Annotated in this window: 14 protein-coding genes; 13 read left to right on the top strand and 1 reads right to left on the bottom strand. The window is 41.5% G+C overall.

Annotated features, from left to right (window positions below):
• Nucleotides 1-438: 438 nt before the first annotated feature.
• The 13 genes from ACTHRG_RS01025 to ftsZ all read left to right on the top strand — a co-directional run bounded on the left by ACTHRG_RS01025 (nt 439) and on the right by ftsZ (nt 13849).
• Complete coding sequence (locus ACTHRG_RS01025) at nt 439-1899, top strand: UDP-N-acetylmuramoyl-L-alanyl-D-glutamate--2,6-diaminopimelate ligase (RefSeq protein ID WP_076255619.1); 1461 nt, start codon at nt 439-441, stop codon at nt 1897-1899.
• A gap of 1 nt (nt 1900) precedes the next feature.
• Complete coding sequence (locus ACTHRG_RS01030; RefSeq protein ID WP_076255620.1) at nt 1901-2350, top strand: hypothetical protein; 450 nt, start codon at nt 1901-1903, stop codon at nt 2348-2350.
• 2 nt (nt 2351-2352) lie between these two features.
• The gene (gene mraY / locus ACTHRG_RS01035) at nt 2353-3327 is read left to right on the top strand and encodes a phospho-N-acetylmuramoyl-pentapeptide-transferase (RefSeq protein ID WP_076255622.1); all 975 of its coding nucleotides are present in this window, start codon (nt 2353-2355) and stop codon (nt 3325-3327) included.
• Complete coding sequence (murD, locus tag ACTHRG_RS01040; RefSeq protein WP_440230433.1) at nt 3328-4680, top strand: UDP-N-acetylmuramoyl-L-alanine--D-glutamate ligase; 1353 nt, start codon at nt 3328-3330, stop codon at nt 4678-4680.
• Between the two features lie 170 nt (nt 4681-4850).
• A complete protein-coding gene (gene spoVE, locus ACTHRG_RS01045; protein WP_048007890.1) occupies nt 4851-5951 on the top strand; it encodes a stage V sporulation protein E in 1101 nt (366 codons plus the stop codon).
• Nucleotides 5952-6235: 284 nt separating this feature from the next.
• Nucleotides 6236-7339, top strand: a complete 1104-nt coding sequence (gene murG / locus ACTHRG_RS01050; protein WP_076255626.1) for an undecaprenyldiphospho-muramoylpentapeptide beta-N-acetylglucosaminyltransferase — start codon at nt 6236-6238, stop codon at nt 7337-7339.
• Nucleotides 7340-7405: 66 nt separating this feature from the next.
• Nucleotides 7406-8314 carry a UDP-N-acetylmuramate dehydrogenase gene (gene murB, locus ACTHRG_RS01055; protein ID WP_076255628.1) on the top strand — a complete coding sequence of 303 codons (909 nt, stop codon included), beginning with the start codon at nt 7406-7408 and terminating at the stop codon, nt 8312-8314.
• Between the two features lie 192 nt (nt 8315-8506).
• Entirely contained in the window at nt 8507-9298 is a 792-nt protein-coding gene (locus ACTHRG_RS01060) for a cell division protein FtsQ/DivIB (protein ID WP_076255631.1), read from the top strand.
• The gene (locus ACTHRG_RS01065) at nt 9246-9977 is read left to right on the top strand and encodes a DUF881 domain-containing protein (RefSeq protein ID WP_076255633.1); all 732 of its coding nucleotides are present in this window, start codon (nt 9246-9248) and stop codon (nt 9975-9977) included. The genes ACTHRG_RS01060 and ACTHRG_RS01065 overlap by 53 nt, the downstream gene beginning before the upstream one ends.
• 69 nt (nt 9978-10046) lie before the next feature.
• The gene (locus tag ACTHRG_RS01070; RefSeq protein ID WP_076255636.1) at nt 10047-10778 is read left to right on the top strand and encodes a DUF881 domain-containing protein; all 732 of its coding nucleotides are present in this window, start codon (nt 10047-10049) and stop codon (nt 10776-10778) included.
• Nucleotides 10778-11146, top strand: a complete 369-nt coding sequence (locus tag ACTHRG_RS01075) for a small basic family protein (RefSeq protein ID WP_019381715.1) — start codon at nt 10778-10780, stop codon at nt 11144-11146. Before ACTHRG_RS01070 ends, ACTHRG_RS01075 begins: the two co-directional genes overlap by 1 nt.
• 122 nt (nt 11147-11268) lie before the next feature.
• The gene (ftsA, locus tag ACTHRG_RS01080) at nt 11269-12555 is read left to right on the top strand and encodes a cell division protein FtsA (RefSeq protein WP_076255638.1); all 1287 of its coding nucleotides are present in this window, start codon (nt 11269-11271) and stop codon (nt 12553-12555) included.
• 148 nt (nt 12556-12703) lie between these two features.
• Complete coding sequence (ftsZ, locus tag ACTHRG_RS01085) at nt 12704-13849, top strand: cell division protein FtsZ (protein WP_076255640.1); 1146 nt, start codon at nt 12704-12706, stop codon at nt 13847-13849.
• A 116-nt stretch (nt 13850-13965) separates the two neighbouring features.
• Here the strand turns inward: ftsZ and hmpA are convergent, their stop codons facing one another.
• Nucleotides 13966-15195 carry an NO-inducible flavohemoprotein gene (gene hmpA / locus ACTHRG_RS01090; protein WP_076255642.1) on the bottom strand — a complete coding sequence of 410 codons (1230 nt, stop codon included), beginning with the start codon at nt 15193-15195 and terminating at the stop codon, nt 13966-13968.
• Nucleotides 15196-15516 lie beyond the last annotated feature (321 nt).

A 15516-nucleotide genomic window follows, 5' to 3' on the forward strand; every position in this document is an offset into this window, starting at 1 on the left:
GCCCGTAAAGGCCCGATTGGTTCAACTAACAATTAGCGGGGAAAAAGCACTCCCCACTAATTGAAGTTTCACTTTATCGCAGTCTAACGGGCAGTAAGACCCCACTTCAAGACTCAGCGGAACCAAAGGTGATAAGGGTGTCAAACTGCCCGTAAAGGCCCGATTGGTTCAACTAACAATCAGTGGGGAAAAGAAAACCCCCCACTGATTGAAGTTTCACTTTATCGCAGTCTAACGGGCAGTAAGACCCCACTTCAAGACTCAGAGGAATCAATTGAGTTAAGCGGGTGTCAAACTGCCCGTAAAGGCCCGATTGGTTCAACTAACAATTAGCGGGGAAAAAGCACTCCCCACTAATTGAAGTTTCACTTTATACTGATCAGTTTTATTAAATAAGGGAATAGTTTGCTCTGTTTTAACATGAGAGGAATGGTAAAGATGGAATTACATAAACTGCTGCGATTTTTACAGCCTTATATGACATATAAAGGGGAAAACCCTGAAATCACAGCGATTGTTAACGATAACCGAAAAGTTCTGCCTGGAAGTCTGTTTATTTGCATTGAGGGCTATACGGTGGATGGCCATGATTTTGCAGCTTCTGCTGCCGAAAAAGGCGCAGCAGCGATAGTGGCCCAAAAAGAGCTGGACTTAGATATCCCGGTTATAGTAGTTAATAATACAAAACGGGCGATGGCCGTGCTGGCTGATGCTTTTTATGGACAGCCGAGCAAGCAGCTTCATTTAATTGGCATAACAGGGACTAATGGCAAAACAACAACAAGTCATTTAATTGAAAAGATTCTTGCAGACGCAGGAAGGAAGACCGGCTTAATTGGCACGATGTATACGAAGATTGCCGATGAAACTTTTGAAGTGAAAAATACTACTCCTGAAAGCCTGACTTTGCAAAGCACATTTAGAAAAATGGCAGATGCAGGTGTGGATTCAGCTGTAATGGAAGTGTCTTCTCATGCACTTGTTGAAGGCCGTGTTCATGGCTGTGATTTTAATATAGCTGTATTTACGAACCTGACACAGGATCACCTGGATTATCATAAAACGATGGATGAATACAGGAGAGCAAAAGGGCTGTTGTTTGCCCAGCTTGGAAGCGCCTATAATCATGGAGAACCGAAGTATGCCATTTTAAATTCAGATGACCCTGCCTCCGCAGAATATGAAAAAGCGACAGCTGCTCATGTCATTTCCTACGGAATTGATCAGGAAGCTGATCTGCGGGCTATTAATATTCAAATGACTGCTGCCGGTACGGAATTTGACTTAATTTCCCCATTCGGGAAGCATAAAGTTTCTTTAAAAATGATAGGAAAGTTCAGCATCTATAATGTACTGGCAAGTATTGGTGCTGGTATCGCTGCAGGCATATCAATCTCTCAAATCATTAAATCTGCAGAAGAAGTTAAAGGAGTTGCCGGCAGATTTGAAACCGTAGATGCAGGCCAGGATTTTTCTGTGATTGTTGATTATTCACATACACCGGACAGTCTGAAAAATGCACTGGAAACGGTAAAGCAATTTGCCCTGAAGCGCATTTTCGCCATCGTGGGCTGCGGAGGAGACAGAGACAGATCCAAACGTCCGTTAATGGCAGAAATTGCATGCCAGTACAGTACAGACCCAATTTTCACTTCAGATAATCCGAGAAGTGAAGATCCAATCCAAATCCTGAGAGATATGGAAGAGGGAGTAAAAGATGAAAGTTATAAAATAATCGTCGATCGAAAAGAAGCCATTCACTATGCGGTGAAAAATGCCAGTGCAGGAGACGTTATCTTAATAGCAGGAAAAGGTCATGAGACCTATCAGATAGTAGGCAGCCATGTTTTTGACTTTGATGACCGTCTGGTGGCAAAAGAGGCTATAGAGGAGCGATAAAATGTATTTGACGTATCAGGATTTAGCGGAATTGTTTCCGGCTGCCAAAGGAATAAAGGATCATGAGCTGGAATTTCATACCGTGGCATCGTCCTCTTCTGACCTGCAGCCAAAAGGAATTTATATTCCTTACGAGGAAGACGGAAATCTGAAGGAAGCTATTGAAAGAGGGGCTGTTGCTGCAATCTGGAATGAGAATGCCGAGACGCCGTCATACACCCCAAATCATTTCCCTATTTTTTATACAAACGACTTAACGAAAGGCTTAAAGGATATCATGGAATTATATATTAATAAATTAAGTAAAGCAGAAGAAAAGATGAACACAACTAATTTTCTTATTTCGAATGAAGAAAGTCTTAAAGAAAAAGAAACAACATATGATATTGCTGTAATGGCTGCAAGATTAGCGGAAACTGCGGGTAATGCCAAACGCGAAAGGAGGGGATAAGTATGATGGAGCAAGTTATTTTTTTCACAATATTGGCAGGTTTTTTAATTACGGTATTGCTGTCTCCCATATTTATTCCCTTCCTGAGAAGGTTAAAATTTGGGCAAAGCATCCGTGAAGAAGGCCCGAAATCCCATATGAAGAAGACAGGTACTCCGACAATGGGCGGGATTATGATTCTTCTTTCCGTCACGGTGACCACTTTATTTATGACCAGTAAATTTTCACAGCCTGCAGTAGAAACATATTTGCTGCTTCTGGTTACCCTGGGGTTTGGACTCCTCGGTTTCCTGGATGATTTTATTAAAGTGGTTTTGAAGCGTAATTTAGGCCTGACTTCAAAACAGAAGCTTCTGGGCCAGATTATTATTTCAGTGATTTTTTATTTTGTTTATAAGCAGAATGACTTTTCAACAGAGGTACATATTCCGCTGACAGATATTTCGATTGATTTGGGCTGGGGGTATGTTTTATTTATTATTTTCTGGCTGGTCGGATTCTCAAATGCTGTCAATCTGACAGATGGACTTGATGGACTTGTCTCCGGGACTGCCGCAATCGCTTTTGGAGCATTTGCAGTACTGGCCTGGAATCAATCCCAATTTGAAGTATCCATTTTTTCTGTAGCAGTAGTTGGAGCAGTATTGGGTTTCCTTGTCTTTAACGCCCATCCTGCAAAGGTGTTTATGGGAGACACGGGCTCACTGGCTCTTGGCGGTGCTATTGCGACCATAGCCATCCTGACAAAACTTGAAATCATCCTGATTATTATCGGCGGGGTTTTTGTTATTGAAACATTATCTGTTATTCTACAGGTGGCCTCCTTTAAAACCACCGGCAGACGGATTTTCCGCATGAGCCCGCTTCACCATCATTATGAATTGGCAGGCTGGTCAGAATGGCGGGTTGTTGTTACGTTTTGGACGGTTGGGTTATTGTTTGCAATTTTAGGAATTTATATTGAGGTGTGGGTGTAAGTGAAAGAAGTCAATCGCTATAGACATAAGAAAATATTAGTACTGGGGCTGGCGAAAAGCGGAGTGAGTGCAGCTTCCCTTTTACATAAGCTTGGAGCATTTGTGACTGTTAATGATTATAAGCCGCTTGCAGAAAATCCTGAAGCACAAGCACTGCTTGAGCAGGGGATTACAGTTATTTGCGGTGGCCATCCCATTGAACTTCTTGAAGAGGGGTTTGAGCTGATTGTGAAAAATCCCGGTATACCTTATCATAATCCAATGATAAAAGGAGCCCTTGAAAAGGGCATACCGGTTATTACAGAAGTGGAGCTTGCCTATCAGGTTTCTGAAGCTCCTTTTATTGCGATTACTGGCACTAATGGAAAAACGACAACGACTACTCTTGTGTTTGAAATGCTTCAGGCAGGGAGCAAGATGCCGCTGATAGCTGGAAATATTGGTACAGTAGCTTCAGAAGTTGCCCAGAATGCCGCGGAAGAAAACAATATCGTGATTGAGCTTTCATCGTTTCAGCTGATGGGCATTCAGGATTTCAGGCCGAGAATTGCCATTTTAACCAATTTATATGATGCCCATTTGGATTACCATGGCACAAGAGAAGATTACCATGCAGCCAAAGCAAACATAACGATGAATCAGACTGAACAGGATTATTTCATTGTCAATGCCGACCAGGATAAAGTAATGGAATGTGCTGCCCGGTCAAAGGCTCAGATCATTCCTTTTTCGACTTCCAAAGTCCTGTCTGAAGGTGCATATGTTAAAGATGGCTGGATTTATTTTAATGATGAACAAGTGATGGAAAGAAAAGATGTATCATTGCCAGGAGAGCACAACCTTGAAAATATCCTTTCGTCAGTGGCTGCTGCCAAGCTGACAGGAGTCGGGAATGAAGCCATCAGCCGGATTCTGAGCTCGTTTACAGGTGTAAAGCACCGCCTGCAATATGTTGGGGAATATCAAAATAGGAAATTTTATAATGATTCTAAAGCAACGAACATCCTTGCAACGAAGAATGCAGTCGCAGCATTTGATCAGCCTGTTCTTCTTCTTGCAGGAGGTCTTGACCGCGGAAATAGCTTTGATGAACTCATTCCATCTCTTAAAAAGGTAAAGGCTCTGGTAACCTTTGGCCAAACTGCTGAAAAGATTGAAAAAGCAGCAATGGAAGCGGGAATAAAAACAATTGAGCGTGTCGATAATGTTGAAAACGCCGTACCAGCAGCCTTCAAGCTTTCGGAGCCGGGAGATGTGATTCTGCTTTCTCCTGCCTGTGCAAGCTGGGACCAATATAAAACTTTTGAGGTTCGGGGAGACATGTTTATAGATGCGGTGCATAAACTTAGTTAAGGGCTTGTCTGCGGGACTAAGAAACTTTCAGCAAAGGCATTCATCTTCCTCGCGTGGCATTTAGAGCTATAAAAAAGAAACAATAGACTGCCTGAAAGCGGGTAAGCTTATTTCGGCAGGGTATATTATTCTACTTGACAGCCCTAAAACTTGCATTCGAGGTGTTTTCGTTGCCGGCTAAAAAAACCACTCCCGATTTTATATTAATGATCGTCACTTTAACGCTGCTTGCTGTAGGATTGACTATGGTATACAGTGCCAGTGCAATTTGGGCAGATTATAAATTTGACGATTCTTTCTTTTTTGCGAAAAGGCAAATGCTTTTTGCCGGAGTCGGAATTATTGCGATGTTTTTTATTATGAATGTGGATTACTGGACCTGGAGAACTTGGGCAAAAGTGTTAATTATCATCTGTTTTGTGCTTTTGCTACTGGTGCTGGTTCCGGGCGTAGGCAATGTGCGAAACGGTTCCAGGAGCTGGATTGGCGTTGGTGCATTTTCCATACAGCCTTCGGAGTTTATGAAGCTTGCCATGATTGTGTTTATGGCAAAATTCCTCTCCGAAAAACAAAAGCTGATCACTTCTTTCCGAAAAGGTCTTGTACCATCTTTAGGGCTGGTGTTTCTAGCATTTGGATTAATTATGCTGCAGCCTGATTTAGGGACTGGAACTGTAATGGTGGGTACCTGTGTTGTCATGATTTTCATTGCAGGGGCCAGAATCAGCCACTTTGTCTGGTTTGCCGCTGCAGGTCTGGCCGGATTTGTGGCACTGGTTCTGTCAGCCCCTTACAGAATAAAGAGGATTACATCCTTTCTTGACCCATGGGAGGACCCGCTGGGAAGCGGTTTCCAGATTATCCAATCCTTATATGCAATTGGGCCTGGAGGGCTGTTCGGCCTTGGTCTGGGACAGAGCAGACAAAAGTTTTTCTATCTTCCTGAACCGCAGACAGATTTCATTTTTGCCATTTTAGCTGAGGAACTTGGGTTTATTGGCGGATCTTTTGTCATATTGTTATTTGCCCTTCTCTTATGGCGAGGCATCCGCATAGCTCTTGGCGCCCCTGATTTATATGGGAGTTTTTTGGCTGTTGGGATTATAGCAATGGTCGCTATTCAGGTAATGATCAACATCGGGGTTGTAACAGGTCTGATGCCTGTTACGGGCATCACGCTTCCATTTCTGAGCTACGGGGGATCTTCCCTGACACTGATGCTAATGGCTATAGGGGTTCTGCTTAATATTAGCAGATATGCAAGGTACTAGCGCATTTATAACATGCATTTTAGGAAACCCTGTGAAGCAGGGTTTCTTTTTTGGAAGCAATAACAAATCCGGCACGCTAAATTATCAAACTTCTTTGCAATTTTGCACATTATTACATTTCTTTAACATTATGATGTTCGTTCCTATCTATTTGTTTTGAATATAGTAGAATAGGGAAATGAGGGGGAGTGTTTGCACTCCAACACGCTATGGCCCTTTATAAATATTTACCGAGGCTTAACAAATGAATGCTATAGATTATAACTCTTTTATGAGGTGAAAGAATGAAAATTGCTGTTAGCGGCGGAGGAACTGGCGGTCATATATATCCGGCACTTGCGCTTATAAGACAAATTCAGAAAGAACATAAGGATGCTGAATTTTTATATATTGGAACTGAAAAAGGGCTTGAAAACACGATTGTGAATCGTGAAAATATCCCTTTTAACTCAATACATATAACCGGTTTTAAAAGAAAAATCTCCTTGGATAATGTGAAAACTGTCTTAAGGTTCCTGAAAGGCGTTCGTGACAGCAAAATGATGCTTAAGGAATTTAAGGCAGATGTTGTCATCGGTACAGGCGGATATGTATGCGGACCTGTTGTATATGCTGCTTCCAAGCTTGGGATCCCAACCATAATTCATGAGCAAAACAGTGTCCCTGGATTAACCAATAAATTCTTAAGCAGATATGTAGATAAAATTGCAGTTTGTTTTGAAGAAGCAAAGGCTTTTTTTCCGGAAACTAAAACCGTCATGACAGGGAATCCGCGTGCATCAGAGGTTTTGGGACAGGATGGAATCAGGGGAAGGCTATCTGCAGGATTAAAGACAGGAGTTCCTGCTGTGTTAATTTTTGGCGGCAGCAGAGGAGCAAGGCCGATAAATGATGCAGTATTAAAAACACTGGCTGAGCTTGGTGAAAAGCCATATCAGGTTCTTTATATTACAGGTGATGTGCACTATGAGGATGTGCAAAAAGAAGTAGAGCTTGTGGGAAATCCTGAAAACGTAATTATCAAACCATTTATTCACAATATGCCAGAAGTGCTGGCCGGAGCCAGCCTTGTCGTATCACGTGCAGGAGCCACCACATTGGCAGAAATAACTTCTTTAGGCATTCCAAGCATATTAATCCCGAGCCCGTATGTAACAAATAACCACCAGGAGAAAAATGCAAGAGCGCTTAGTGACCATGGTGCTGCAGAGCTATTGCTTGAAAAAGAATTAACAGGCAAAAAACTTATTGATAGCATTGACCGAATTATTCTCGATAAAGATAAAATGGATAGCATGAAGGAAGCTTCGAGAAAACTTGGAATCCGGGATGCATCAAATAGACTTTACAAACTAATGGCAGAATTGGTTTCAGATAGCGGAAAGTAGCCCTGAATCGTTAATTTGCATAGAATAAATAAATTTAGGTTGAAATCAATAGAAAGGGAGGTAAATATGGACGGATTTATCAGCAAACTTAGAGAATTAAACATTGGAACAATCAAAGAAAATGAACCAATGGCTAATCATACAACAATGAAGATTGGCGGTCCCGCCGATTTGTTTATTGAGCCTTCTTCCATAGAAAACCTGGCAAAAGCGATGGAATTGATCCGTCAATTTGAATTGAACTGGAGAGCGATTGGAAGAGGATCGAATCTGCTCGTATCTGATGGCGGCATAGAAGGCGTGGTCATTAAATTGGGCCGCGGCATGGACCACATGGATCTTAATGGAACAGAGCTGAAAGCTGGCGGCGGTTATTCATTGGTAGCTCTCTCCACCATAATCAGTAAAAAAGGCTTGTCAGGACTTGAGTTTGCCAGCGGGATTCCCGGGTCGGTAGGCGGAGCAGTTTATATGAACGCTGGTGCTCACGGTTCAGATATTTCGCAAATTCTGACCAAGGCACATGTTCTTTTTGAGGATGGGAAAATGGGCTGGCTCACGAATGAGGAAATGGAATTTTCTTATAGAACCTCCGTTCTTCAAAAGAAGCGTCCAGGAATTGTTCTTGAGGCCGTTTTTCAGCTTACAGAGGGAGACCGGGAAAAAATATCCTCCGCTATGCAAAAGAATAAGGATTACAGGAAGGAAACTCAGCCTTGGAACTTCCCATGTGCAGGCAGTATTTTCCGTAACCCGCTCCCTGAATATGCCGGTCATCTCATTGAGAAAGCCGGCTTGAAAGGCCACTCCATTGGAGGTGCTCAAATTTCCAATATGCATGGGAATTTCATCGTGAATGCAGGAGATGCAAAAGCGGAAGATGTCCTGGCGCTTATTCAGCATATTAAGGATACAATCTTTGATATGTACGGAGTAAAAATGGAGACAGAAGTGGAAATAATCGGTCGAAAGTAACGGGAAATAATACCTCACAGATACCATTTATTGTGATATAATGATTAATTAGATAACAGTATATGCAGTGTTAACGGCATGTTTCACATGCCGTTCTCTTCCCTAATTTTTTAATTGCATAAATTGTGCTGGACAAGCCATTTGATTAATTTAATTTATTGTCCTTGCGCTTTTCTTGATGGGGTGATAAATGTGGAGAAAAGTAAGGTTGTCTCGCTTGAGGATCGAATCCCGAAGCTTAAGCAGCAAAGAAAAAAGAAAGCGAACAGAAGGCTGATCTTTTTGCTGCTGCTTTTTTTCTCGCTGATTGTTTTAGTTATCTACTTTCAATCGCCCTTAAGCCATATTAAACAAATTAAAGTATCCGGCAATTCAATTTATGATAAAGAAGAAATTATCCAAATCAGCGGTGTTACTGAAAAAACAAATATTTGGAAGGTTGATGAAGAGGGTATGGAGGGTAAGCTTAAAGAGCTGCCTGAAATAAAATCTTCAACTGTTAAGATTCAGCTGCCAAGCACAATCATTATACAGGTAGATGAATTAAAGCGCATTGCCTACATAGCGAAAGAGAAGCACTACCTTCCTGTAATGGAGAATGGGAGCATATTAAAGGATGAAAAAGCTGCAGAGATCCCTGTTAACGCACCAATCCTAAATGGCTTTTCTGAGGGTGACATCCTTGATATGATGATCGGAGAACTGGAAACACTGCCCGAAGAGGTATTAAATTCAATTTCAGAAGTCCACCACTCTCCAAAAAAGACAGATTCCAATCATATTACTTTGTATATGAATGATGGTTTTGAAGTCAGCGCTACACTAAGAAGTTTTTCAGAAAAAATGGCACACTACCCTTCTATCATAAGCCAGCTGGATCCCGAAAAAAAGGGAGTCATTGACTTGGAAGTAGGCTCTTATTTTAAAGCTTATGAAAAAGAGGGAGCTGAAGAGATTGAAGAAGAAAATGAAGGTGAAGGGTAATCATGTAATATTCTCCCTGGTCTTTCTCGTTCTGGGTTACATGATGGCTTTTTCCTATCACCTTACACAGGGAGAAGAAGAAAAGCCGGCATTAAGCGGGAAGCAATGGGAAAGAGACCTGGAGCTCCGTAATCAGCTTGTTGAACTGGAGGAAAAAAACAGAGCTCTTCAAAAAGAATTAAATCAAAAGCAGGAAAACGTTCTTGATATTGAAAAGGAGCTTTCACAGGAAGCACAGGTTTATTTTAATCTAGCCGAGGATGCTGAAAAGTACCGGATGCATCTTGGAAAAGTTAAAGTAAAGGGCCCGGGTGTTGAAGTTACTCTTGCAGATGGCGATTATGATCCTGATGAAGATAACATTAATAATTATATTGTACATGAACACCATGTCTTTAAAGTAATTAATGAGCTCTATATTTCCGGTGCTTCCGCAGTTGCCATAAACGGGCAGAGGCTGTCGCATAGTTCATATATTGTATGCAATGGGCCTGTGATAGAAGTAGACGGCTATCAGCATCCTGCCCCTTTTGTCATTACTGCCATTGGTGATGCCGAAGTTCTTTCGTCAGCTCTGAATCTCACAGGCGGGGTGAAAGATACATTGGTAGATGAAAACATCCAATTCACTTTAGAGGAAAAGGGCGAAATTATCATTGAACCATTACTGGGTTCGTAAAGCCAAACCAGCATTCGTATAAAATTTGTCCACAGAATAATTTATTCGGGAAAGCAAGGTGGAATTAAAGTGGACAGCAAAAAGAAGTTAAGCTTTACCTTTATAACAGTTGTAATTGGCTTTATGATTGCCATACAGTTTCAAACAGTTAAGGAACCGGCTGTCCGTGATACGAGAGATACGTGGGAGCTTAGAGCTGACATCCTTAAAGAAAAAGAACTGCAATTAAAACTTTTGCGTGAAATCAGTTCAAACGAAGAGAAAATTGCCCAATATGAAACAAAGCGCAAACAAAGCAAAGAACAAGTGCTTCGTGAGACACTGAAGGAATTAAAAATGGAAGCCGGATTAAGTGAAGTGACGGGACCTGGCATAATCTTAACCATAGAACCGGTGCATGAGGAGCTGCTCCTGGGCAAGCAGGCTGATTCTGTTTCCCCTGATTTACTTAAGCGACTGGTAAACGAGTTAAATATGTATGATGCCATGCACATATCTATTGGAGGCAGAAGGGTCATCAACACTACCGTCATAAGGGACATTAACAGGGAGACCATGATAGACGGTTATGCCTTAAAATCCTTGCCTATTGAAGTGAAAGTAATCACTGAGAATGTTCAATCTGCAGAGAAGCTTTTTAACCGCATGCAGGTATCAAAATCTGCAGAAGAATTCTTCATTGACAATCTTCGGGTAAAGGTGGAAAAGTCTGCAGAGCCAATTACTGTTCCTGCATATGACGAGGCGTTGAGAATCAGATATATGGAGCCTGTGAAACCTGATGAAGGAGGCAAATCATAATGTGGCTTCCCGTTTTAGGATTGATCATAGGTGTGATACTTGGACTTATGACAGATATAAAAGTGCCGGATGAATACTCGAATTATCTGTCCATTGCTGTTCTTGCTGCATTGGATACTCTATTCGGCGGGATTCGGGCGCAGCTTCAAAACATTTATGATGAAAAAGTTTTCGTTTCCGGTTTCTTTTTTAACATCCTGCTGGCAGCAAGTTTAGCTTTTCTGGGTGTGCATCTTGGTGTAGACTTGTATTTAGCAGCAGTATTTGCTTTTGGGGTCAGGCTATTCCAGAATATTGCGGTCATCAGAAGAATATTAATTGCAAAATGGTCTCAAAACAGAGAAAAAACAGAAAAAAATGATATTTAAAAAAGGGAAAATATTAGTTTTGACGAATAATTTTATAGATAAACTAACTTATTAAAACAAATAACAGCAAAAAATTATTGTTGTTCAATATTCGGAATAGCAAAAAAAGGAGGTGCCAGAGAATGAACAGCAATGAAATATATGTTAGTCTTGACATCGGTACATCCAGTGTAAAAGTAATCATTGGGGAAATGGTCAATGACTCTTTAAATATTATTGGTGTTGGCAATGTACATTCAGAGGGGCTGCGCAAGGGCTCTATTGTTGATATAGACGAAACAGTTCATTCTATTAAAAAGGCAATCGAACAGGCTGAGAGAATGATAGGTATGGAAATAAAAAATGTGATTGTGGGAATAACAGGCAATCATGTTATGCTTCAGCCATCCCATGGTGTTGTCGCGGTCTCTAGTGAAAATAGGGAAATAACAGACGAGGATGTTGCTAGAGTTATAGATGCGGCACAAGTTGTATCGATCCCGCCGGAAAGGGATATCATCGATGTCATTCCAAAACAGTTTATTGTCGACGGATTGGACGAGATCAGTGATCCCCGAGGAATGATTGGTGTGCGCCTGGAAATGGAAGGCACCATTATTACCGGATCAAAAACGATTTTACATAACACACTGCGCTGTGTGGAACGCGCTGGCCTTGAAATCATGGATATTACACTACAGCCTCTTGCGGCAGGTGCATTCGCATTATCCAAGGATGAGAAAAATCTTGGAGTTGCACTTGTTGATATTGGCGGCGGCTCCACAACCATTGCCATATTCGAAAATGGTTATTTAAAGGCAACCAGTGTCCTTCCTGTAGGTGGAGACCATATTACAAAAGACTTGTCAATCGGACTCCGTACTTCTACAGATGATGCAGAAAAAATTAAAACAAAGTATGGCTATGCGTTCTATGATCATGCATCCGAAGATGAGGTATTCAGTGTGCCCATCATTGGAAGTGATCAGCATCAGCAATTTAATCAGCTGGAGATTTCAGATATTATAGAAGCGCGAATGGAGGAGATTTTTGATCTTATCCAGCACGAAGTGAAACGTATTGGTGCAAAAGATCTTCCTGGCGGCTATGTATTATCTGGGGGTGTTGCGAACACTCAGGGGATCCTTGAACTGGCACAGGATGTTTTCCAAAACAGAGTCCGCATTGCAATTCCAGATTATATTGGAGTAAGGGAACCGCAGTACACAACTGCAGTTGGATTGATTAAGTTCGCATATAAGAATGCTAAAATACAGGGCAGAAAAATGGAGCAGCCAGTGACTGTCCCTGAAGCAAAAGAAAACCGAGTGCAAAAACCGCAACCGCAACCAAAAACAAAGCCGGAAAAACAGCCGGAAGAAAAGATCACATCAAGAGTTAAAAAGTTCCTCGGATACTTTTTCGAATAACTTGATTTGATTCGCAAGGGTTAGGGAAACGGAATCGAAAGCCATACGGCGGATAGAAAAAGCACTGCAGCCCCATTATGGGAGTGCGTTAAAAAGCGAATCAAATAAGGGTGTTCTTAGGAATGTCGACGAATTAGGAGGATAAGTCATGTTGGAATTTGATACAAATTTGGATTCATTAGCAACTATAAAAGTCATCGGCGTTGGAGGCGGCGGTAACAATGCAGTAAACAGAATGATTGAGCATGGTGTTCAAGGTGTCGAGTTTATTGCAGTTAACACGGATGCACAGGCGCTGAATTTATCAAAAGCAGAAGTGAAAATGCAAATCGGAGGCAAGCTTACAAGAGGGCTTGGAGCTGGTGCCAACCCTGAGGTAGGCAAAAAAGCAGCAGAAGAAAGTAAAGAGCAGGTAGAAGAAGCACTTAAAGGTGCGGATATGGTATTTGTTACTGCTGGTATGGGAGGAGGAACTGGAACCGGAGCGGCTCCAGTAATCGCCCAGATTGCACGCGATTTGGGTGCTCTTACTGTCGGTGTTGTTACGCGCCCTTTCACCTTTGAAGGCCGCAAGCGTTCCACTCAGGCAGCCGGCGGAATTGCTGCTATGAAGGAAGCGGTTGATACACTGATCGTGATTCCAAACGACAGGCTATTAGAAATCGTTGATAAAAGTACGCCAATGCTTGAAGCATTCCGCGAAGCGGATAATGTTCTTCGCCAGGGTGTTCAGGGTATTTCCGATTTAATCGCTGTCCCGGGATTAATTAACCTTGACTTTGCAGATGTGAAGACAATCATGTCAAATAAAGGTTCAGCCCTAATGGGAATTGGTGTTGCTGCAGGAGAAAACCGTGCAGCAGAAGCCGCGAAAAAGGCGATTTCATCTCCTTTACTCGAGACATCCATTGATGGCGCACAAGGCGTCTTAATGAATATTACCGGCGGGTCGAATCTAAGCCTTTATGAAGTACAGGAAGCTGCTGACATTGTTGCTTCGGCATCAGATCAGGACGTAAATATGATCTTCGGTTCTGTTATAAATGAAAATCTTAAAGATGAGATCGTAGTGACGGTCATTGCAACGGGATTTAATGAAGAAGTGATCCAGCCTAAGCCTATGAGGCCATCATTTGGACAGCCTAAGTCTGCTCCAAATATGGGAACAGCTATGAAGCGTGAGCCAAAGAGAGAGGAAGCTCCACAGGAAACTGTAAGAAGCAGCCAATCTCATCAGCCGGAAGAAACGTTGGATATCCCGACGTTCCTTCGCAATCGTAACCGCAGAAGATAATATATGAATGAAAAAACACCTGGAATCAGCTCGATTCCAGGTGTTTTTACAATTGTCATCAAAGTTTTTACACATTTAAGCACGGCTCAAAGTGATGAGCCATGCTTATTAAATTTTTAAACTGATTGAGTTTCCTTTAATTGCATTGATGGCCCGAAGAATTCATAGCGGATATTTTCCTTTTTAAAACCTGCACCAAGTAATGCTTCATACATAGCCTGCATGAAAGGAACTGGACCGCACATATAAACCATACTTTCTTTATTTGGCACGATTGTTTTTAACCACTCAGTAGTAATATAGCCTTCTTTGCTGTATACTTTTTCTGTTTTATCTCTATCTGTTGGCTTTTCATAGCAGAAATATGTTTTAACTAAGGGATTATTCTTTTCAATCTCCTGAACTTCACCGGTAAATGCATGTACATTTCCATTAAGTGCAGCATGAACAAAAATAGTTTCATGATTTACTCCTGCTGCATCAAGATGACGCAGCATGCTGTGCATTGGTGTAATGCCTACCCCGCCGCTAAGCAGAACTACAGGCTTATCCACATTCTCCAGAACAAATTCTCCAGCAGGAGCACTAATCTCTATCTGATCGCCTTCGTTAAGGTCATTATGAAGATAGCTGGAAACCTTTCCGTCCGGCTTTTCAGAGTAGCCTTCTTCTTTCTTAACAGAAATCCGGTAATAAGATTTTTCCGGGGAATCAGACAGGCTGTATTGGCGAATATGTGTGTATTCTTCACCTGGAATCGTTAATTTCACACTAATATATTGACCCGGAAGGTAACCGGAAATATTTCCTCCATCAGCCGGTGTAAAGTAGAAGGATGTAATCACATCACTTTCTTTCACCTTTTTAGCCACAGTGAAAGTTCTGAAGTCATTCCAGCCTCCTGGCTTATGTGCTGCATCCTCATAAAGGTTTTTTTCCAATCCGATGAATGCATCAGCTATTACACCATATGCTTTAACCCAAGCATCAATAATTTCTTCAGTTGCTGCCTCCTGCAGTACTTCCTTAATTGCAAGAATTAAGTGTTCTCCCACAATTGGATAATGTTCAGGTTTAATTCCTAATGATCTGTGTTTATGTGCGATTTGTGTGACAACCGGAATAATAGCTTCGAGGTTATCGATATATTTAGCCGCAGCATATACTGAATTTGCAAGTGCTTTTTGCTGACGTCCCTGTTTTTGATTAGCGTGATTGAAAATGTTCAGCAGTTCAGGGTGATTTGTAAACATCAGTTTATAGAAGGTTTTCGTAATATCTTCACCATGTTTTTCAAGTACAGGTACAGTGCTTTTAATAATTTCGATTGTTTTTGTGTCTAGCATATCAGCAAAACTCCTTTTTAATATTTTCACTGTCATTATAGTTGATAATCAAAACAAAAAATGTGATATAAATCACACCCAGTGAAAAAAGGAGTGCAATGAATAGAAAAATAATGACAAAATCCGTTGGGAATAGGGAAAATTTCTATCTTTTTGCATACAGAAAGCGACACACTTTCTTTACTGAAATGCGCTATACTTTTTTCTAACAGAATCAAAGCACTTTAACTTTATGAGAGAATTGGAACCTCACGTCAATCTATCAGATTCTGATTTTATCGCAGTCTAACGGGCAGTAAGACCCCACTTCAAGACTCAGAG

It is taken from the genome of Cytobacillus sp. SAFR-174 (genome assembly GCF_051964675.1).
Classification (GTDB): domain Bacteria; phylum Bacillota; class Bacilli; order Bacillales; family Cytobacillaceae; genus Cytobacillus.